General features: G+C 69.1%; 16 protein-coding genes and 1 pseudogene. 9 read left to right on the forward strand and 8 right to left on the reverse strand.

The window, feature by feature from the left end; genetic code table 11:
- Window positions 1-2: 2 nt before the first annotated feature.
- Complete coding sequence (locus ACPEH1_RS12755; RefSeq protein WP_423715878.1) at window positions 3-6920, reverse strand: putative Ig domain-containing protein; 6918 nt, start codon at window positions 6918-6920, stop codon at window positions 3-5.
- 291 nt (window positions 6921-7211) lie between these two features.
- Here ACPEH1_RS12755 and ACPEH1_RS12760 point away from each other — a divergent pair, with 291 nt between their 5' ends.
- From ACPEH1_RS12760 to ACPEH1_RS12775, 4 genes are read left to right on the forward strand one after another with little or no spacing between them, the layout of a single operon-like run.
- On the forward strand, window positions 7212-7751 hold the full coding sequence (locus ACPEH1_RS12760; protein WP_136006839.1) for a phage tail protein: 540 nt from the start codon (window positions 7212-7214) through the stop codon (window positions 7749-7751).
- A 21-nt stretch (window positions 7752-7772) separates the two neighbouring features.
- Window positions 7773-8303 (forward strand): phage tail protein, encoded by a 531-nt coding sequence (locus ACPEH1_RS12765; RefSeq protein WP_017355192.1) that lies wholly within the window; start codon window positions 7773-7775, stop codon window positions 8301-8303.
- 32 nt (window positions 8304-8335) lie between these two features.
- Window positions 8336-8869 (forward strand): phage tail protein, encoded by a 534-nt coding sequence (locus ACPEH1_RS12770; protein WP_017355191.1) that lies wholly within the window; start codon window positions 8336-8338, stop codon window positions 8867-8869.
- Window positions 8866-9417, forward strand: coding sequence for a GNAT family N-acetyltransferase (locus ACPEH1_RS12775; protein ID WP_287252641.1), 552 nt, complete (start codon window positions 8866-8868; stop codon window positions 9415-9417). The genes ACPEH1_RS12770 and ACPEH1_RS12775 overlap by 4 nt, the downstream gene beginning before the upstream one ends.
- Here the strand turns inward: ACPEH1_RS12775 and ACPEH1_RS12780 are convergent.
- The 6 genes from ACPEH1_RS12780 to ACPEH1_RS12805 all read right to left on the reverse strand — a co-directional run bounded on the left by ACPEH1_RS12780 (window position 9410) and on the right by ACPEH1_RS12805 (window position 14195).
- Window positions 9410-9700 (reverse strand): DUF6916 family protein, encoded by a 291-nt coding sequence (locus tag ACPEH1_RS12780; RefSeq protein ID WP_017355189.1) that lies wholly within the window; start codon window positions 9698-9700, stop codon window positions 9410-9412. The genes ACPEH1_RS12775 and ACPEH1_RS12780 overlap by 8 nt on opposite strands.
- Window positions 9701-9812: 112 nt before the next feature.
- Entirely contained in the window at window positions 9813-10373 is a 561-nt protein-coding gene (locus ACPEH1_RS12785; RefSeq protein ID WP_017355188.1) for a glutathione peroxidase, read from the reverse strand.
- A 55-nt stretch (window positions 10374-10428) separates the two neighbouring features.
- On the reverse strand, window positions 10429-10812 hold the full coding sequence (locus ACPEH1_RS12790) for a hypothetical protein (protein WP_166473611.1): 384 nt from the start codon (window positions 10810-10812) through the stop codon (window positions 10429-10431).
- An 11-nt stretch (window positions 10813-10823) separates the two neighbouring features.
- The gene (rmuC, locus tag ACPEH1_RS12795; RefSeq protein WP_017355186.1) at window positions 10824-12407 is read right to left on the reverse strand and encodes a DNA recombination protein RmuC; all 1584 of its coding nucleotides are present in this window, start codon (window positions 12405-12407) and stop codon (window positions 10824-10826) included.
- A 91-nt stretch (window positions 12408-12498) separates the two neighbouring features.
- Window positions 12499-13152 (reverse strand): oxygen-insensitive NAD(P)H-dependent nitroreductase NfsB, encoded by a 654-nt coding sequence (locus ACPEH1_RS12800; protein WP_017355185.1) that lies wholly within the window; start codon window positions 13150-13152, stop codon window positions 12499-12501.
- A 35-nt stretch (window positions 13153-13187) separates the two neighbouring features.
- Window positions 13188-14195, reverse strand: a complete 1008-nt coding sequence (locus ACPEH1_RS12805) for a zinc-binding alcohol dehydrogenase family protein (protein ID WP_136006829.1) — start codon at window positions 14193-14195, stop codon at window positions 13188-13190.
- Between the two features lie 92 nt (window positions 14196-14287).
- Here ACPEH1_RS12805 and ACPEH1_RS12810 point away from each other — a divergent pair.
- The 3 genes and pseudogenes from ACPEH1_RS12810 to ACPEH1_RS12820 all read left to right on the forward strand — a co-directional run.
- Window positions 14288-15255 (forward strand): annotated as a pseudogene (locus ACPEH1_RS12810) (LysR family transcriptional regulator); the annotation flags it as partial.
- A 16-nt stretch (window positions 15256-15271) separates the two neighbouring features.
- Window positions 15272-15907 carry a leucine efflux protein LeuE gene (gene leuE / locus ACPEH1_RS12815; protein WP_423667020.1) on the forward strand — a complete coding sequence of 212 codons (636 nt, stop codon included), beginning with the start codon at window positions 15272-15274 and terminating at the stop codon, window positions 15905-15907.
- A 189-nt stretch (window positions 15908-16096) separates the two neighbouring features.
- Window positions 16097-16462: a hypothetical protein gene (locus ACPEH1_RS12820; RefSeq protein ID WP_136006826.1), complete on the forward strand. Its 366-nt coding sequence runs from the start codon at window positions 16097-16099 to the stop codon at window positions 16460-16462.
- 12 nt (window positions 16463-16474) lie between these two features.
- Here the strand turns inward: ACPEH1_RS12820 and ACPEH1_RS12825 are convergent, their stop codons facing one another.
- Window positions 16475-17377: a LysR family transcriptional regulator gene (locus ACPEH1_RS12825; protein ID WP_423715879.1), complete on the reverse strand. Its 903-nt coding sequence runs from the start codon at window positions 17375-17377 to the stop codon at window positions 16475-16477.
- A gap of 120 nt (window positions 17378-17497) precedes the next feature.
- Between ACPEH1_RS12825 and ACPEH1_RS12830 the strand changes: the two genes are divergently transcribed.
- Both ACPEH1_RS12830 and ACPEH1_RS12835 read left to right on the forward strand, forming a co-directional pair.
- The gene (locus ACPEH1_RS12830; protein WP_017355179.1) at window positions 17498-18493 is read left to right on the forward strand and encodes an aldo/keto reductase; all 996 of its coding nucleotides are present in this window, start codon (window positions 17498-17500) and stop codon (window positions 18491-18493) included.
- 182 nt (window positions 18494-18675) lie between these two features.
- Entirely contained in the window at window positions 18676-20088 is a 1413-nt protein-coding gene (locus ACPEH1_RS12835) for an amino acid permease (protein WP_017355178.1), read from the forward strand.
- Window positions 20089-20758: the final 670 nt, after the last annotated feature.

A 20758-nucleotide genomic window follows, 5' to 3' on the forward strand; every position in this document is an offset into this window, starting at 1 on the left:
CATTACAGCTGCTTGTCCAGGCTGATCTGCACGCCGTGGTCGCGGTCGTTGCCGCTGCCCACCAGCCCGCGGTAGTCCACGCGCAGGCCCCAGGTGCGGCCGAAGTCGAACATCACCCCGGCACCGAGCATCCAGCGGCTGCGGTCGAACCCGTCCAGCGTCGTGCGGTAGAACGGCAGGTCGACCAGATCGGCGTACTGCAGGGTGGCCAGGCCGCTGCCGCTGAAGTCGTGCTGGTATTCCACACGCAGCTGCGGCGTCCATGCCCCCCAGGTGGCGGTCCGGCGCGTTTCCATGCGCAGGCCGGCATTGCCGGTGGTGGCATCCACGTCCTGGTCGCCATAGCGCAGCGCGAACAGGTCGCTGCCCTGCTCCACATAGCTGTCCAGCGTGCCCTGCGATGCATCCAGGCGTGCGTACGGGGTGAACTGCCAGCTGCCCTTGGCCAGATCGGCACCGAAGGCGAGCGAACCGAACCACTGGCTGCCGTTGCGACGTGCATGCACGAAGCCGCCGTCGCCGGTCACGTAGCGGCGCAGGCTGTAGTCCAGCAGCTGGTGGCCCAGCAGGGCGTCCACGAACAGGCTGCGGCCCGGGCTGTAGCTGGCGTACACCGCCATGCTGTAGGCCTGGCCATCGCTGCGGCTGCCGCTTTCGCCGACGTCGCTGCGATCGCGGCCGTAGCCAAGGCCCGCACCGACGGCGAAGGCGTCGCTGATCCGCAGGTCGCTGCCGACGGTGACGCCATCGGTTTCGAAGTCGGTGCCGGCGCGCTGGCCGCCATCGCTTCGCCCGGAGCGGATCGTGCCGCCCACCCACAGACCCAGCGGCGCCTGCGATGCCGACGTGGCCGCCGCTGCCGGCGCGTCGAGGGACGGCTCGCGATCGAACGGTTGGCGGCGCTGCGCATCGCAGTCCTGGCCCGGCACGGCGCCCACCATCGGTTCACAACGGCGCTGCGCGTAGGACAGGCTCAGGTTGTTGCTGAATCCGTCGTTGCCACTCGCACCGTGCAGGCGCTGCATGCGCTGCTGGAAGTTCTCGATCTGCGAGTTGGCGAACCGGCGCGCCGCATCGCGCTGCGCGCTCAGCAGGCCACGCACTTCCGGATCGCGGGTGGGGTCCGGACGATCGGCGATCTGCACGATGTAGTCGCGGCTGCCGGTGAAGCCCAGCGCGTCGGTGACGGTCACGGTGAAGGCAAATGCCCCGGCGGCCGTGGGCGTACCGGCAAGCATGCCTGCCGCGTCCAGCGCCATGCCGGTCGGCAGTGCACCGGCGCTGACCGCATAGCGGTACGGCGCGGTACCCCCGGTGGCGGTGAGCGCCTGCTCGTAGCGGCTGGCGAACACGCCGGCCGGCAACGAGGACGGCGTCAGTGCCAGCACCGGTGCGGACACGTTGACCGTATAGGCCTGGGTGACCGCGCCGGCGCCACCGGCGGTGGTATCGGCAACGGTGACGCTGAAGGCGAAGCTGCCCGCAACGCTGGGCGTCCCCGAGACACGGCCGGTGGTGGCGTCCAGCGCCAGGCCGGCCGGCAGGCTGCCGGTACTGACGGCATACCGGTACGGGGCCAGCCCGCCCTCGGTGACAAAGTCCACGGCATAGCTGCTGCCGGCGGTGGCGCCCGGCAGTGCGCCGGCCGCCGGCGTCAGCGTCAATGCCGGGGCGGCCACGGCCAGCGAGTAGGCCTGCACCACGCTGGCCGGCGTCCCGCTGGTGCTGTCGGTGATGCTCGCACTCAGCGCAAAGGTGCCCGACTGGGTGGGCGTACCGGACACCATGCCGGTGCCGGCATCGAAGACCAGGCCGGCCGGCAGCGTCCCGGTGAGCACCACGCGATACGGCGCGATGCCGCCGGTGGCCGAGAACACCTGTTGGTAAGGCGTGCCTGCCGTTGCCGGTGCCAGCGTGGCCGGGGTCGCCACCAGCGCGGGGCTGGCTACCACCAGGCTGTAGGACTGGGTGAGGCTGGCCGGGGTGCCGGCAGTGCTGTCGGTGATGGTGACGGTGAGCGGGAAGCTGCCCGACTGGGTCGGCGTCCCAGCCAGCGTACCGGTGGCGGCATCGAAGGACAGGCCGGCTGGCAACGTGCCGGCAAGTGCCACGTGGTAAGGCGCGATGCCACCGGTGGCGGTGAACGCCTGCTGGTAGACACTGCCGGCGGTGCCGCCTGGCAACACCGACAACGGAGTGACCAGGACCGGGCTGGCCACGGACAGGGTGTAGCTCCGGGTAATGCTGGCCGGCGTGCCGGTGGTGCTGTCGGTGATGGTCGCGGTGAGCGCGAAGCTGCCCGACTGGGTCGGCGTGCCGGACAGCGTACCGGTGGCGGCATCGAAGACGACGCCGGTCGGCAGCGCGCCGCTCAGCACCACCTGGTACGGCGCGATGCCGCCGGTGGCAGTGATCGGCTGCTGGTACGGCGTGCCTGCCGTTGCGCCGGCGAGGGCGGACGGCGTGGCGACCAGCACCGGGCTGGCGATCACCAGGCTGTAGCTCTGGGTCAGGCTGGCCGGTGTGCCCCCGGTACTGTCGGTGATGGTCGCGGTGAGCGCGAAGCTGCCCGACTGGGTCGGGGTGCCGGACAATGCGCCGGTGGCGGCGTCGAACGTCATGCCCGTGGGCAGCGCACCGCTCAACGTCACCTGGTACGGCGCGATGCCGCCGGTCGCGGTGATCGCCTGCTGATAGGCCGTCCCTGCGGTCCCGGCAGGCAATGCCGCCGGCGTCGCCGACAGCGTCGGGCTGGCCACTACCAGGCTGTAGCTCTGGGTGAGGCTGGCCGGCATGCCGGTAGTGCTGTCGGTGATCGTTGCGGTGAGCGCGAAGCTGCCCGACTGGAGCGGAGTACCGGACAGCGTGCCGGTGGCGGCGTCGAAGGTCACGCCGGTCGGCAAGGCACCCGACAGGGTCACCTGGTACGGCGCGATGCCGCCACTGGCGGTGATCGCCTGCTGGTAGGCACTGCCTGCCGTGGCGGCAGGCAGGGTGGCCGGAGCGGCCGACAGCGTCGGGCTGGCCACCACCAGGCTGTAGACCTGGGTGGCACTGGCCGGCGTGCCGGTGGTGCTGTCGGTGAGGGTCACGATCAGGCCGAACGTGCCGGACTGGCTGGGCGTACCGGACAATGTGCCGGTGGCCGGGTTGAAGCTCATGCCGGTCGGCAGGCTCCCCGACAGCGTCACCTGGTACGGCGCGATACCGCCGCTGGCGGTGATCACCTGCTGGTAGGCGCTACCCGCCGTGGCGGCAGGCAGCGTGGCCGGGGTAGCCGACAGCGTCGGGCTGGCCACCACCAGGGTGTAGCTCTGGGTGATGCTGGCCGGCGTACCACCGGTGCTGTCGGTGAGGGTTGCGTTCAAGGTGAACGCGCCCGACTGCGTGGGCGTACCGGACAGGGTGGCCGTGCCGGCGTCGAAGCTCATCCCGGCCGGCAGTGTGCCGGTCAGCACCACCTGGTACGGCGCGATGCCGCCGCTGCCGGTGATCGTCTGCTGATACGCGCTGCCGGCCGTGGCGGCGGGCAGTGTGGCCGGGGTCGCCGACAAGGTCGGGCTGGCCAGCACCAGCGCAAAGGTCTGGCCGACGGTGAACGGACCCACGCCGCCACTGCTGTCGGTGGCCGTGGCCACCAGCGGGAAGGTCCCCGAACGGGTCGGCGTGCCGGAAATGGTCACGCTGTCGGCGGTGGTCGCGGTGATCGCCACACCGTCAGGCAGGTTGGTTACCTGGTAGTTCCCGTACGGCAGCGCGCCACCGGACCAGGTGAAGGTCTGGCTGTACGAGGTGCCGGCCACACCGGCCAGGCTGCCGCCGGCGGCCACGGTGATGGTCGGGTTGTCCACGGTGATGGTGACCGTGCCTGCGGTGGAGGTACCGCCCGGACCGGTAGCGGTGTAGGTGAAACTGTCCGGCCCGGCATACCCGGCGGCCGGCTGGTAGGTGATGGTGGTCGCATCCAGGTTGGTCGCCGTGCCATGCGCTGCGGCGGTGGCCACGGCAACCGAGGTGGCCGCGCCACCGGTCAAGGCAAGCGCGACCGGCGCGGCCGGCGCGTTGTAGCCCGTCGTCAGCGACACGTTGCCGGCCAGCGGCACTGCCTCGGCCACGGTCAGCGACAGGCTCTCGCTGACACCGAACGGGGCCCCGGTACCCAGGGTGCTGTCCCGTGCGGTCACAGTGAACGCGTACGGGCCGGTCTGGCTGGGCGTACCACTGATCACGCCCGCCGGGCTCAAGGTGAGCCCTGGCGGCAGCGCGCCAGCGGTGATGCTGAAGATATACGGCGCGGTGCCTCCACTGGCCGGCCCGCGGGCACTGGAGAAGGCCTGGCCACGAATGGCCGCCGGCAGCGCCGGGCTGGGCAGCAGCAGTGTCGGTGCCGCAACGACCACCGTGTACATCTGGGTGACCGTGTTGGGGGTTGAACCGCTGTCGGTAGCCGTCACCGACACCGGATAGGTGCCCACCACGGTCGGCATGCCGCTCAGCACGCCTGCACCGGTATTGAGCACCAGGCCCGGGGGCAGGCTGCCTGCGGTAATGGAATAGGTGTAGGGCGCGGTCCCGCCGGACGCCGAGAACGTCTGCGTGTAGACCATGCCTGCCTTCGGCGGGGTCAGGGCGGTCGGCAGCAGCCCCATCGGCTGGTCATCGTTGAGTATGGTCACCGTGGCCGATGCATCGCCCAGCACCGCGTTGATCGGCGTGCTCAGGTTGACCAGGAAGGTTTCATCGGGCTCCACCTGGGTATCGCCGTTGACCAGCACCGTGATCGTCCGCGTGGTGACGCCGGGCAGGAAGTTGAGCGTGCCACTGGCGGCAGTGTAGTCGCTGGGCGCGGTGGCCGTGCCGTTGACGGTGGCGTACTGGACCTGGATGGGCTGCGAGCTGGGCGACGACAGCGTCACCGTCAGCACCACCGGGGTGGTACCCGAGTTGCCCTCGTTGACCGAGACATCGCCAATGGACAGCGCGGGCATCGCGTCGTCGTTGACGATCGTGCCCACCCCCTGCCCCTTGGCGACGGTGGCACCCACCACGTTGCTTACGTTGACGGTAAAGGTCTCGTTCAACTCATAGACGATGTCGCCGTTGACCTGCACGGCGAAGCTGTAGGTCTGGCTGCCGGCGGGAATGGTCTGGCTGACAAGGCCGCGTGCCACATAGTCCGAGCCGGCGTTGGCCGTGTTGTCCGCGGTGGCGATGTCGAAGGTGACGCCCCCTGGGCCGGCCGGAGCATTCAGCGACACGACGAAGTTGAAGAGAGTGGTACCGCTGTTGCCTTCGTTCTGGCTGACATCGCTGACGCTCAGGGCAGGCAGGTCGTCGTCGCGGATGGTGCCGGTGGCGCTGGCCGGGGAGCCGACGGAGAAGCCGGTACCCGACAACAGGGTAACCACCACGGTCTTGTCGGGCTCCACCGTGGTGTCGGCGATGGGCACCAACGACAGTGTGCCGGTGGTGGCGCCAGCCGGGATCGCCACCGATGCGAGCACGCCGGTGTAGTCCACGCCGAAGCTGGCCGTGCCGCCAATGGAGATCGGGATCGACAGCGGGGTGGGATTGGTGCGGTCCAGGGTCACGGTGAAGACCAGCGGCGTGCCGCTGTCTTCATCGACCGTGGCAGGCGCGACGGCGATGGTGGCCACGGGCCTGTCATCGTTGAGGATCGTGCCGGTAGCGCTGGACGGTGTCCCCACCGTGTACCCGGCCCCCGGGGCTACCGTCAGGATCACCGTTTCGTCGGCCTCCACGACGGTGTCGTCGACCGGCAGGATGCTCAGCGAAGCACTGGTCGCGTTGGCCGGAATGACGATGCTGGACGCGCCGCCGGTGTAATCGATTCCGCTGGTGGCGGTCCCCGAGGTTGTCAGGTTGACGGTCAGCGCGCTTGCCACGCTGGCGCTGCTGGTCACGGTGTACACCATCGGCACGCCACTGCCTTCCAGTACGCTGGCCGGCGAGACGGTAATGCTCACCGCAGGCGCCGTGCTGACGGTCAGCGTGAAATTCTCCAGCTCATAGTACGGTGCAGCGCCTGCGCTGCTGTCGGTGACGCGCAGGGTGACCGGATAGGCCTGTACTGCACTGGTCGGTGTGCCGGACAGCAGGCCGGTGGTGCCGTTGAGCGTGATCCCGGTGGGCAGCGAACCGGTCTCCAGTGTGAAGGTGTAGGGTGCAACGCCGCCCTGGCCGATCAGGGTCAGCGAGAACGGCTGGTTCTGTACGGCGGTGGCCGCGCTCTGACTGAGCGACAGGCTGGGGTTCTGGACCGTCAGCGCGTACGCCTTGTCCACCACGTCGCCCCCGTTGTCGGTGACGCGCACGGTGAAGCTGAAGGCGCCGCGTCGGGTCGGGGTACCCGACAGCGTGCCTGTCGAGCTGAGCACCAGCCCCGGCGGGAGCAGGGCTGGGTTGGTGGTGTAGGTGTAAGGCGCAGTTCCACCGCTGGCGGACAAGGTCTGCGCAAACGCCGTGCCGGCGGTCATCGGGTTCAGCGTCGCCGGGCTGATCACGATCGACGACGCGGGAGGGTCGACGATCATCGTCACCCGGACGATACGGTTGGCCGTATCGGAGAACTCGAAGATGTCGCCCTGGGTGTCCACCCCGTTGTGGCTGTAGTCCACATACCAGTTGGGATCGTCGATGCGCAGGATGGCGCTGCCGCGCTGTGGCAGCGCTGGCCCGTCCACGGGACCGTCGCCGGCGAGAAAGATGTTGCTGCCTGCACAGGCGGTGACGTTGATCGCCACGCTGCCGCCGCTGGGCACATGGACCGTCTGCGGTCCGCACAACAGCGAGGTATGGGCCGCGCGCGCCGCGCCGGGCCAGAACAGGGCCAGGCAGGACAACAACGAGACAAAGGCGAACAGACGCGCGGAACGCGCGGTACCGGAAAGGAACGACATGACTCTTCCCCCTTAGAAGAATCCCACCTGGATGCGGAACAACATCGAGGTGCGCGTCCCAACTGGCGTGCTTCCGGAGAACCCAATCCCCTGCCGATCCCCGGCGCTGCCAGCGGTAGGCCATCCACGCCTCCCCCGTTGGCGCCATTGGAACAGACTCCCGGCGTGGAAGATAGGTGCAACGTACGGTCGCATCGCTGCAACGGCAGGGACTTGTGAACAACCTGAATGGCGTTCAGAGTACGCGGGCGCCAGTCCGGCGCCGCGCGCTCACCATCCAAGGGGGAATAGATGGGCGAATACTATCTGGGCCAGATTGTCATGGCCGGCTTCAATTTTGCACCGAGGTCCTTTTTGCCCTGCAACGGCCAGCTGCTGCCGATCTCGACCAATCAGGCCCTGTTCTCGCTGCTTGGCGTCCAGTACGGGGGAGATGGACGCACGACCTTCGGCCTGCCGGATCTTCGCGGCCGCGTGCCGGTGTCGGCAGGTCCTTCCGTCGATGCCACCTGGCAACCGCAACCTCTCCAGGCCGGCAATAGCGGCGGCGCGGAGAACATCACCCTGCTCTCGACCCAGATGCCGGCCCATTCGCACCCGGTCCTTGGTGTGAACGCCCCCGGTACCGTCCGCAATCCGACCGGCGGCGTCTATGCCGGCACCGGTACCGGCCCCAAGCTGTATGCCGCGCCAGGCAACACGCGGGTTGCGCAGGCCCCGGAAACGGTGGGCTTGGCCGGCAGCACCCAGCCGCACACGAACATGCAGCCGTTCGCGGTCATCAACTTCTTCATCTGCGCGCAGGCGGGCATCTATCCGCCGCGCAGCTGATCTTTCCAGGAGCACGCACCGATGACCACGCCTTTTGTCGGCGAAATCCGTATGTTCGGATTCAACCGCGTTCCTGCCGGATGGCTGCCCTGCGATGGCCGCGTCCTGTCCATCGCGGACAATGAAGTGCTGTACACGCTGCTGGGCACCACTTACGGCGGCAACGGTTCCACCAACTTCGCCCTGCCCGACCTGCGTGGCCGCCTGCCCCTCCATCAGGGAACCGGTGTCGGTCTCACGCCCCGTTCCATCGGCCAGGTGGGCGGCGCCGAGCAGGTCACTCTGACCCAGGCGCAGATGCCCGCGCATACCCATGCGTTGTCGTTGACCACCGCAGCCGCCACCGCCGACCTGCCCTCGCCCTCCGTGGTACCCGGCTCTGTCAGCGGCGAAACCTATTACGTCAGCGATACCACCGGCGGCTTGGCAATGACACTGGCGCCAGCGTCGGTGACCGCTGCAGGCGGCAACCTGCCGCATGAGAACTGCATGCCCACCCTCACCGTGCAGTACTTCATCGCCACCCTCGGCATCTACCCGACGCAGAGCTGACTTCCTCCTTCGCAAGGCGCAGAGATCACACCATGAGCGATTGCTTCCTCGGCGAAATCCAGATGTTCGGATTCCCCTACAACCCCAGTGGCTGGGCCTTCTGCAACGGTGCGATGGTACCGCTCCGGCAGAATCCGGCCCTGTACTCCCTGATCGGCACCCGCTTCGGCGGCGATGGGCAGAACACGTTCCAACTGCCCAACCTGACCACCCGCGCGGCCACCTCGCAGGGCAGCGGCCCCGGGTTGAGCCAGCGCGACATGGGCGAGGCGTTCGGCGTTGCCGGCGTCAGCCTGACGCTCAACGAGCTGCCCGCCCACACGCATGACCTGGTCGCTTACGCGCAGGCCGCGGCGAAGCGCGTGGCGACGCCGGTCGCCAACGGCGCGTTGTCGATGCCTGGCTCAAACGCGATCAAGTCCTTCAGCAGTGCGCCGCCGAATACGTCAATGGCGCCCAACATGCTGGCGCCCAGCGGCGGCGGTGGCGCACACGAGAACCGGCAGCCGTATCTGGCGGTCAATTTCTGCATCGCCCTTGAAGGCCAGTTCCCCTACTTCGAATGATCCAGGCGGACACCCTGGCGCCGTTCCCGCCGGAACGGCGCCCTGCACTGGCCGGCGTCGCCGGCGACACGACGTGGGCCTGGCGCGCGCTGGGCCGCGCCGACCTGCCGTGGCTGGTGGCGCTGTACGCCACCACCCGCGCGCAGGAACTGCAGCCCGTGCCTTGGCCGGAGACGGTCAAGCAGCAGTTTCTGGCCCAGCAGTTCGTGGCTCAGCACCAGCACTACCTGGGCCAGTACCCGCAGGCGCACTATCTGGCCATCGACGTCGACGGGCAGGCCGTGGGCCGTGTGTATCTCGACGAATGCGGTGAGGATGATCTGCTGGTGGACATCAGCCTGTTGCCGGCCTGGCGTGGGCGCGGGCTGGGCACGGCGCTGATCCGGCGGCTGCAGCAGGCCGCGGCGATGCGGGGACGCGGCTTGCGCCTGCATGTGCAGGTCCACAATCCGGCGGCACGCCGACTCTACGAACGGCTGGGCTTCGTTGCCGGCGACGATTCAGGCCAGCAGACCCATGTGGCGATGCGCTGGTCCGGCCTCAGTTGAACACGGCCTGGTAAAGAAAGCCGGCGCGCTCCTGCGCGATCGGAACCAGGAAGATGCCCACCTCGCCCACGCGCGCATGGCGCATCGCGAAGATCTGTTGCGGGAACACGATCGGGGCCGCATTGCGGAACAGCAGCGAGAACGGCACGCGCAGCGCATCGGGGCGTGCGTGTTTCAGCGGCCGCGCCTCGACCAGCACGAAGTCCACCTGCATGCCCTGCAGGTCCACGGCGAACGTTTCATCCACGCAGCCTGCAAAATGTTCCAGCGTCAGCAGTTCCATGCCCTGTCCCCTGTCGGCACACCGCGCGCGTCGCGGCGGCGATCATCCTCGTTGCTGCGCGTGCCGCGCGCAAGGTGCGTGCAGGCGCGTGGTGCGCCTGCACGCAGGGGCATCACGCGGCCAGCGCAGCGTCGATCGCCGCCACCAGACGGGCGTCATCGGCCGGCACATCCGGGGCGAAGCGCGCGATGACCTGGCCGTCGCGGCCGATCAGGAACTTCTCGAAGTTCCACAGCACGGCCGGCGCCGGATTGACCACCAGATCCGGGTACTTGGCCACGGCACCCTGCAGCTTCTCGCGCATCGGGCCTTCGCCCGTGGCAGCCGGCTGGGCGGCGGTGAGCTGCTGGTACAGCGGGTGGATGTCATCACCGGCGACGCTGATCTTGGCAAACAGCGGGAAGCCGACGTTGTATTCCAGCTGGCAGAACTGCTGGATTTCCGACTCGCTGCCCGGCTCCTGGGCCAGGAAGTTGTTGGCCGGGAAACCCAGCACTTCCAGGCCGGCCGGCTGCTTCTCGGCATACAGCGCCTGCAGGCCTTCGTACTGCGGGGTCAGGCCGCACTTGGAGGCGACATTGACCACCAGCAGCACCTTGCCGCGGTAATCGGCCAGCGAGGACGGCTGGCCTTCGATGGTGGTGACGGGAATGTCGTAGACGGTCTGGCTCACGGGAGATCCTTGCAATGGCAGGTTGGCGGCACAGCATACCCGTGCCGGCGACGGGTCAGTCGACGCAGATCGTGCCCTGCGCCACGCCGTTGTCGATGCGCTGGTGGCAGCCGAAGTTCTGGCTGATGTCGCGCTGGCAGACACCGCGCGCGGTGGCACCGGCCACCAGCCCGGCGCCCTCCGGGGCAAGGCACTGGCCGTTGCAGTCGGCCTTGCCGCCGCAGGCCTTGCCGGCATCGGCATAGGGCACCACGCAGTGGACATGCTGCAGGCGGCCGAGCGGTCTGGCGTCACCGCCGGCGGCCTCGCATTCGGCACGCTGGGCGGTCGTCGCGGCGGTCTCCACGCTGGCCGCAGGCACGCCGGAACCGGCGGCATGTGGCGCACTGCTGCACCCGGCCAGCACCCACAGCAGGAACATCATCAACACACTGCGCATCGGCGCATTCCTCATGTCGGTGCCGACGTGGTGTCGTCCACGCCGGTGTCGTCGTCATCACCGGCCGCATCGGCCAGCAGCAGGTCGGTCTGCTCGCTGCCCAGCGATTCCACGCCGCGCAGTCGCCGTTCGATGGTGCGGGTCTTGCGGCTGGCTTCGCCCAGGCTGCGCCCGACCGTACTGATCTGCTTTTCGGCCTTTTCCAGGATGCCGGCGAACTTGCCGAACTCGCTCTTCACCGCGCCCAGCAGGCTCCACACCTCGCTGGAGCGCTGTTCGATGGCAAGCGTGCGGAAGCCCATCTGCAGGCTGTTGAGCAGCGCGGTGACCGTGGTCGGCCCGGCCACCACCACGCGGTGCTCGCGCTGCAGCAGGTCCACCAGGCCCGGGCGGCGGATCACCTCCGCATACAGCCCTTCGGTGGGCAGGAACATCACCGCGAAGTCGGTGGTATGCGGCGGCACGATGTACTTGTCGCAGATCGACCTGGCCTGGACCCGGATCGCGCGTTCCAGCTGCGCGCCCTGCACGCGCACGCCCTCGGCATCGCCCTGCTCCTGGGCATCAAGCAGGCGCTCGTAGTCCTCACGCGGGAACTTGGAGTCGATCGGCAGCCACACCGGGGTGTCCTCATGACCACGGCCGGGCAGGCGCACGGCGATGTCGACCATCTCACCGCTGTCCGGACGCACCTTCACCCCACGCGCGTACTGCTCCTGGGTGAGGGTCTGCTCGAGGATGTTGTCCAGCTGCACTTCGCCCCAGCTGCCGCGGTTCTTGACGTTGGTCAGCACGCGCTTGAGATCGCCGACGCCGGTGGCCAGCTGCTGCATCTCGCCCAGCCCGCGCTGGACCTGCTCGAGCCGGTCGGAGACCAGCTGGAACGATGCGCCCAGGCGCGCTTCGAGCGTGGTCTGCAGTTTCTCGTCCACGGTCACGCGCATCTGGTCGAGCTTCTCGGCATTGTCGGTCTGCAGGCTCCTGAGCTGCTGCTCCAGGGTGGCACGCATTTCGCCGATGCGCTGTTCGTTGCGCTGGGTCATGTCCTGCAGGCGCTGGCCCAGGGTGTCGCCGAGGCGCTGCTGCGACTGCACGTTCTCCTCACGGCCCTTGCGCGCGTCCTCGGCCAGGGTCTGGCGCAGCGCGGCCATGTGCCCATCGGTGCGCGTGGTCAGCTCCAGCAGCTGCTGGCCGAACGCGTCGATGCGCGCCTGCTGCTGCTGGCCGAACGCTTCCAGCTGCAGGCGCACGTCGTGCAGCCGCTGCGCCAGCAGATCGCCGGTGCGCTGCTGGGCCAGGCCATGTTCCTCGCGCGCCTTGCGCGCGTCTTCGCCCAGCGCGTCGCGCAGCAGGTCCAGGCGCTGGTCGGTGCGGGTGGACAGATCGGTCAGCGCGCGGGCGAAGCTCTCCAGCCGCGCATCCTGTTGCCGGCCCAGCCCTTCGAGCTGCTCGCGCAGCTCGCCACGCCCGACCCGGGCTTCATCGCGCAGGGCCTGCTCCAGGCCGCCGTGCTGGGAACGCCGCAGCAGGAGGATCAGCTGCAGGATGAGGACGGCGCACAGCAGGCCGCCAAGCAGAAGGAATTCGGTTTGCATGCCGGCAAGTGTAGGCCGTGCCGGTCTCAATGGCTGCGCCGCTGCGGACCCGGCGAACCGGGCCGCAGCCGTCACCGCAGGCGCGGCCGGGTTACAGGTGGGTGATCACCTGGTCGCGGGGCAGCCGCGACTTCGGCAGGTGGGCGTTGAAGTTGGCCTCGCTGCCGTATCCCAGCGCCACCAGCACCACACTGGTCAGACCGCGTTCGGCCAGGCCGAGCTCGGCATCCAGCACGGCCGCATCGAACCCTTCCATCGGCGTGGCGTCGATGCCGTGCACCCCCGCCGCCAGCAGCAGCGTGCCCACCGCCAGGTAGGTCTGCTTCTGCATCCAGTGCTGCACATCGCCCAGCGTGTGGCGGTGCAGGTCCACGTAGTGGTGCAGCGCGCCGCGCTGGCCCTCGCGCGCCTGCGGCGTCGGGTAGCGGCCATCGGCGGCTTCCTGCTCGATCACCTGCGCCAGGTACGCATCGTCAATGGCGGTGCGCGTGGCGAACACGATCACGTGCGAGGCATCGGTGATCTTGGCGGTGTTGTACGGCTGGTTGGGCTGGGTGGCGCGCGCGATGCGGGCGCGCGCCTCGGCGCTGCCCGCCACCAGGAAGTGCCACGGCTGCGCGTTCACCGACGACGGCGCGTGGTGCAGCACCTCGAGCAGGTCTTCCAGCACCGCCGGCGGCAGCGTGCGGGTGGGGTCGTAGGCCTTGGTGGTGTGCCGGCGAAGGGCAACAGACGCGAGGGTCATGGGAACAGGGTCCGGTACAGGGTCGGCAAGGGGGGTCAGAAGCCTTCGAGGACCAGCTTGCCGCGCGCGCGGTGGCTCTCGATCAGGGCATGGGCACGGCGCAGGTTGGCGGCATTGATGCGGCCGTAGTGCTCACCGAGGGTGGTGCGCAGCACGCCGGCATCCACCAGGTCGGCCACGCGGTCGAGCAGCGCATGCTGGCGCTCCAGATCGGGCGTGGTGAAGCTGGACCGGGTGAACATCGACTCCCAGTGCAGCGACAGGCTCTTGCGCTTGAGCGCCATCACATCCAGTTGGCCGGGGTCGTCGATCAGGGCCAGCTGGCCCTGCGGCGCCAGCGCGGCCACGATCTGGTCGTAGTGCTGGTCGGTATGGGTGAGGCTGGCCACATGGTCCACCGCCGCGATGCCCAGTCGCGCCAGGCCCTCGGTCAGCGGCTGGGTGTGGTCGATCACATGGTGCGCGCCCAGTGCATATACCCAGTCCTGGGTATCCGGTCGCGAGGCGGTGCCGATCACCGTGAGCCGGGTCAGCTGGCGCGCCAGCTGCACCAGGATCGAGCCCACGCCACCGGCCGCGCCGACCACCAGCAGGGTCTGGCCCTCGCCATCGCCCTCGGCGATGCGCAAGCGGTCAAACAGCAGCTCCCAGGCGGTGATCGCGGTCAGGGGCAGCGCCGCGGCGGCGGCATCGTCCAGGCTGGCCGGCTTGCGGCCGACGATGCGCTCGTCCACCAGCTGGTACTCGGCATTGCTGCCGGCCCGGCCGATCGCCCCGGCATAGAAGACCGCGTCGCCGGGCTGGAACAGGCGGACCTCGCTGCCGACCGCGTCGACGATGCCGACCGCGTCCCAGCCGAGCACCCGCGGCCCGTCCACGGCCACGCCGTTGCGTACCTTGGTATCGACCGGGTTGACCGAGATCGCACGGACCTGCACGCGCAGATCGCGCGGCCCCGGCTCGGGCAGCGGCAGGGTGATGTCCACCAGCGCGCGCGGGTCGCTGATCGGCAGGCCATGTTGGGTGTAGGCGACGGCTTTCATCGAAGCGCGGTCCGTTGGAAAGAGGCGCACAGCGTGCGCTTCACCGGCGCGCCGGAAAAGGCGCAAAATCGTTCAGCACTTTCACTCCTGGAATGAAAATGGTCCGTGTTGACGACCTGGTCCTGTTCGTCCGCACCGCGGCACTGGGCAGCTTCTCCAATGCAGCGCGCGAAGCCGACCTGCTGCCCGGCCAGGTTGCCGCGGCGGTGGCGCGGCTGGAACGCGAACTGGACCTGCGGCTGTTCGTGCGCTCCACCCGCAGCCTGCGCCTGACCGCCGAAGGCGCGCTGTACCTGCCCTACGCCCAGGATGTGCTGGCCACCCTGAGCGAAGGCCAGGCACGGGTGCGCGGCGAGGATGCCGAACTTCGCGGGGTACTGCAGGTGGCCGCGCCGTCGGACCTGGGCCGCCACCTGCTGCTGCCGTGGTTGACCGAGTTCCGCGCCACGCATCCCAAGCTGCAGCTGCGGCTGCGGTTGTCCGACCAGGTCGCCGACGTGTTCCGCGATCCGGTCGACATCGCCTTCCGCCTTGGTCGCTTCGATGACGCCAGCTACGTGGCGCTGCCGCTGCTGCCCGGCAACCGCCGGGTGCTGGCGGCCGCACCCGGCTACCTGGCCCGGCACGGCACGCCCACCAGCCTGGAGGCGCTCAAGGACCATCACTGCCTGCTCTACCAGCTCGCCGGCCGTGCCTACGACCGCTGGAACTTCGAGGCGGACGGCCGCCGGGTGGTGGTGCCGGTGCGGGGCAACATGATCTGCGACGATGCCGACGTGGTGCGGCGCTGGGCCGTGGCCGGCGAAGGCATCGTGTTCAAGTCGTGGCTGGATCTCCGCGAGGACGTGCGCGCCGGGCGCCTGCAGGTGCTGCTCGATGGCGCCGGCGACAGCCTGCCATTGAACCTGGTGTGCCCGCATCGCAAGCAGTTCTCGCCGGCGATCCGGCAGCTGCACGCACTGTTCGAGCGCCGCCTGCAGCCCCTGCTGGAGGATCTGCCGCAGCCGGCGGGCTGACGCTATCGGGAACCGCAGCGGTGCCGGACAATGGCGCTCCCCCGTTGTCGAGTCGCCGCCATGCCGTGGATGGGCATCCAGGATCTGTGGACCTTCGTTGCTGCCGTGCTGGTGTTCCTTGCGCTGCCCGGCCCGGGGACGTTCACCCTGCTGACCGCCACCGGGCGCGGCGGCGCCCGCGGCGGCTACACCGCCCTGTTCGGCCTGCTGCTCGGCGACCAGATCCTGATGTGGCTGGCAGTGGCCGGCGTGGCCGCGCTGCTCAAGGCCAACCCGCTGGTGTTCCACGCGGTGCAGTATCTCGGCGCGGCCTATCTGGTCTGGGTCGGCATCGGCCTGCTGCGGCGTCCACGGCCGGCAGGCGAGGAAGGCGAGGAAGGCGGCATCCGCCTGCGGCCGGGGCACTACTTCCGGCAGGCGCTGCTGATCAACCTGCTCAACCCCAAGGCGATCATCTTCTACATGGCATTCCTGCCGTTGTTCATTGACCCGACGCGCCACCAGGGCGTGATGACGTTCGCGAGCATGGCGGTGATCATCTTCGTCATGGGACTGGCCTACTGCTCGGTGCTGATCGGAGTGGGCAACCTGTTGCGCCGTCGGATTCTTCAGCATCCCCGCATAGGACTTTTGCTGAAACGCGTCGCCGGTATCTTCCTGATCGGATTTGGCGTGCGCCTCGGCGTCAGCGGCTGACGCCCCGCCACGTGGGCCGATGCGCGTCGCCTGGGCGGTGCTGCCTGCGCTGGGAAATAGACACGGTCATCCAGACGCTGCACTTCAATCAATAACTTGAGATTCCCCCACCCCCCTCACGGGGTGTCCAATCGGCGCCATCGCCCCACGGCCGCTGCGTTGCGGCCGCGCGCCCCACGCGAGTAACCGATGCCTCCCGTGTACTTCGTGCAGCACCTGGCCGGGCATGACGAGCGCCTTCTCGGCATGGACACCGGCCGTATCGATCTGGCCCATCCTGCCGTCTGCCGCATCCTGGCGGACCTGCAGCCGCTGGACCGGATCGACCTGCGCGCCTGCCGTTTCGACTGCCAGGCCAGCCTGGCGCAGGCGCTGCACCGGCGCATCCGCGACGCCGAGGATGCCGCGCAGGGCTGGCGGATGTTCGACGAGCACGGCGTACTCCGCTGCAAGCGCTTCCCGGGCGATGCCCAGGTGATCGTTCCGCATGGGCTGCCGCGCGACGACGAGTGGCTGCGCCTGCTGATGGCTACCGCCGCCGAGGCATCGGGCTGATGCGCAGCGCGCTCAGTCGGTGCGTCGGGCCTGGCGCAGGTGGTCGATGAACACCCGCAGTTTCGGCGCCATCTGTTCGCGCGCCTGGTAGTACAGGTGGAATCCGGCGAACGGCGGCTGCCAGTCCTGCAGCACCGCCTGCAACCGGCCCTCGGCGACATCGCTGGCCACCACGGCGTCGAACGCCTGCCCCATGCCGAGGCCGGCGCGCACGGCGGCGTGGATCAACGCCGCATCGTTGAACACCAGCCGGCCATTCACCTCCACCTCGAAGTCGCGGCCGGCGTGGCTGAATTCCCAGGCCATCAGACGGCCGTTGCTGCGCCGGTGCACGATGCACGCATGCCCGACCAGGTCGGCCGGCGTGTCCGGCGTGCCGTGGGCGGCGAAGTAGCCCGGCGTGGCCACCACCACCTGCCGCTCCAGCGGACCGATCGGCACCGCGATCATGTCCCGCGCCAGGCATTCGCCCAGCCGGATGCCGGCATCGAAGCCGCCGGCGACCAGGTCGACCAGCGCCGGCTCCACGAACAATTCCACCTCCACCTGCGGATAGCGCGCCATGAATGCGGGCAGGTGCGGCAGCACCAGCAGTTCCGCCGCGATCCGCGGCACGTTGATGCGCAGCTTTCCGGCCGGCACGTCGCGCACGCTGTCCAGGTCCTCGAACGCCGCGTCGATCTGCGCCAGGCCGTCGCGCACCCGCGCCAGGAAGCGCGCACCGTGCTCGGTCAGGCCGACCCGGCGGGTGGTCCGGTGCAGCAGACGCACGCCCATGCGGGCTTCCAGCGCGCGCACGGTCTGCGACAGCGCCGAGGGCGAGATGCCCAGGTCGTCGGCTGCACGGGTGAAGCTGGCATGGTGGGCCACGCGGGCGAACGCGACCACGGCAGACAACGGCGGCTGGGAGGACATTGTGAAGCCTGCCTTCAAGGTCGATGTGGCGAACACCGGTTTATCCACATGGTACAGCGGAGGATGCTGTGGGTCCGGCGCGTGCAGGCGCCGCCCTTCCCCCGCTTCCGGAGCATTCCCATGCAGACCCGTTCCCTTGGCCGCCACGGCCCCACTGTTTCCGCACTCGGCCTGGGCTGCATGGGCATGAGCGCCTTCTACGGGGGCCGTGGCAGCGATGCCGACGCGACCGCGGTGATCCACCGCGCGCTGGAGCGCGGCGTGACCCTGCTCGACACCGCCGACATGTACGGCCCGCACACCAACGAAGTGCTGGTCGGCAAGGCCATTGCCGATCGTCGCGACCAGGTGTTTCTGGCCACCAAGTTCGGCATCAAACTGGAGCCCACCGACACCCGGGCGCGCAGCGTGGATGGCCGCCCCGAGTACGTGATCGCCGCCTGCGAGGCCAGCCTGGCGCGGCTGGGCGTGGACCACATCGATCTGTACTACCAGCACCGCGTGGACGGCACCGTGCCGATCGAGGACACCGTGGGCGCGATGGCGCGGCTGGTCGAACAGGGCAAGGTGCGCTTCCTCGGCCTGTCCGAAGCCGCGGCGGCGACGATCCGCCGCGCACATGCGGTCCACCCGATCACCGCCGTGCAGACCGAGTACTCGCTGTGGTCGCGCGATCCGGAGCACAACGGCGTACTGCAGACCGTCCGCGACCTGGGCATCGGCTTCGTGCCCTACTCGCCGCTGGGCCGTGGCTTCCTGACCGGCGCGATCCGCAGCCCGGCCGACGTCGACGCCGACGACTACCGCCGCCAGTCGCCACGCTTCCAGGGCGACAACTTCGCGCGCAACCTGGCCCTGGTCGACGCGGTCACCGCGATGGCCAGCGCCAAAGGCATCACCCCGGGGCAACTGGCGCTGGCGTGGGTACTGGCACAGGGCCAGGACCTGGTGCCGATCCCGGGCACCAAGCGACTTGCCTACCTGGAGGAAAACCTCGGCGCGCTGCAGGTGCAGCTGGGCGCGGACGACCTCGCCCGCATCGATGCGATCTTCCCGCCCGATGCCGCTGCCGGCCCGCGCTATGCCGCCGCGGCAATGGCCACGCTGGATCGCTGAGCGCGTTCGTCCGGCCCTGCCCGCGCCAGCCCCCAAGGCGCGGTGCTTTGTGCCGGTTTCGTCAAGCTTCCCCCAGTCATGTGCTCATGCACGGACCGGGGGACGCTTGGCAGTAGTAATGCTGCACCGCGTTCGGTAAAACTCGCAGACTTGTCGTTAACAGTCACCCACCGCGAGGCCCCATGTCGTTGCTCCGGCGCAAGTCCCTAGACACCGTCACCGTTCATGAAGCCGGCAGGCGACTGATCCCCACCCTGAGCTGGCCGCACCTGATCGCGCTGGGCATCGGCGCCATCGTCGGCACCGGCATCTACACGCTGATCGGCGTCGGCGCCAACCTGGCCGGCCCGGCCGTACTGATCTCCTTCGCCATCGCCGGCGCGGTGTGCGCCTGCGCGGCGCTGTCCTATGCCGAACTGGCCACGATGATGCCGGCCGCCGGCAGCGCCTACACCTACAGCTACGCCGCCCTCGGCGAAATGGTGGCCTGGGTGGTGGGCTGGAGCCTGATCCTGGAGTACTCGCTGGTGGTGAGTACGGTAGCGGTGGGGTGGTCCGGCTACGCGGTCGGCTTCCTGCACGGCTGGGGCATTGATCTGCCGCTGATGCTGACCGCCGGCCCGCATGTGGAGGGGGGCTTCATCAACCTGCCGGCGGTGCTGATCACCTTCGTCGTGGCCGGCATGCTGATGGCCGGCACCAAGGAGAGCGCGACCCTCAACGCGGTCCTTGTGGTGGTCAAGATCATTGCACTGACCGTGTTCGTGGCGATCGCGCTGCCGCACTTCGACACCAGCCACATGGACCCGTTCATGCCGTTCGGCTTCGCCAAGTCGGTCGGCGAAGGCGGCGTCGAGCGCGGCGTGATGGCGGCGGCGGCGATCATCTTCTTTGCCTTCTACGGCTTCGATGCGATTTCCACTGCCGCCGAGGAAACCAAGAAGCCCGACCGCGACCTGGCGATCGGCATCATCGGTTCGATGGTCGGCTGCACCATCATCTACGTGCTGGTCGCGCTCGCCGCCGTCGGTGCGATGAGCTACACCATCTTCGGCCAGAGCGCCGAGCCGTTGGCGCTGATCCTGCGTGAGCTGGGCAGCCCGGGCGCGGCCAAGTGGATCGGCGCGGCGGCGGTGATCGCCCTGCCGACCGTGCTGCTGGCCTTCCTGTACGGGCAGAGCCGCATCTTCTTTGTCATGTCGCGCGACGGCCTGCTGCCGCGCGGCCTGTCCAAGGTCAGCGCGCGCACCGGCACCCCGATCGCCACCACGCTGTTCACCGCGGTGCTCGTGGCTGCGCTGGCCGGTGTGGCCCGCCTGGACGAGATCGCCGCGCTGGCCAACGCCGGCACGCTCGCCGCCTTCACCGCCGTCGGCCTGTGCCTGGTGGTACTGCGCGCACGCGAGCCCAACCGCGAGCGCAAGTTCCGCACGCCGCTGGCCTGGGTCGTCGGCCCGCTGGCGGTGATCGGCTGCGTGTACCTGTTCTTCAGCCTGCCGACCACCACCCAGCTGTACTTCCTGGGCTGGAACATCCTGGGCCTGATCGCCTACTTCGCCTACGGCCGCCGCAACGCAGTACTGGGCAACGCCTGACAGGCAAACGGCGTGCCCACATCCCGTAGCGCCGGGCGCTGCCCGGCTGCTTTTGCCTGACCGTGAGACCATCGGCGCCGGAACCAAGCCGGGTAGAACCCGGCTCTACGGCGGGGCTGCTTTCGCCTGACCGTGAGACCACCTGCTCCGGAACCAAGCCACCCGTAGAGCCGGGCTCTGCCCGGCTGCTTTTGCCTGACCGTGAGACCACCTGCTCCGGAACCAAGCCGGGTAGAACCCGGCTCTACGACGGGGCTGCTTTTGCCTGCCGATGAGGGCCACAGTTCCGCAACCAAGCAAGCCGTAGAGCCGGGCTCTGCCCGGCTGCTTGTGCCTGACCGTGAGACCACCGGCGCCGGAACCAAGCCGGGTAGAACCCGGCTCTACGACGGGGCTGCTTTTGCCTGCCGATGAGGTCCGCGGCGCCGGAACCAAGCCACCCGTAGAGCCGGGCTCTGCCCGGCTGCTTGTGCCTGATCGTGAGACCACCTGCTCCGGAACCAAGCCGGGTAGAACCCGGCTCTACGACGGGGCTGCTTTTGCCTGACCGTGAGCCCACCGGCGCCGGTACCAAGCCGGGTAGAACCCGGCTCTACGACGGGCTGCTTTCGCCTGCCGATGAGGGCCGCGGCGCCGGAGCCAAGCCACCCGTAGAGCCGGGCTCTGCCCG

The organism is Stenotrophomonas sp. NPDC077421 (assembly GCF_049545505.1).
Classification (GTDB): domain Bacteria; phylum Pseudomonadota; class Gammaproteobacteria; order Xanthomonadales; family Xanthomonadaceae; genus Stenotrophomonas; species Stenotrophomonas nematodicola.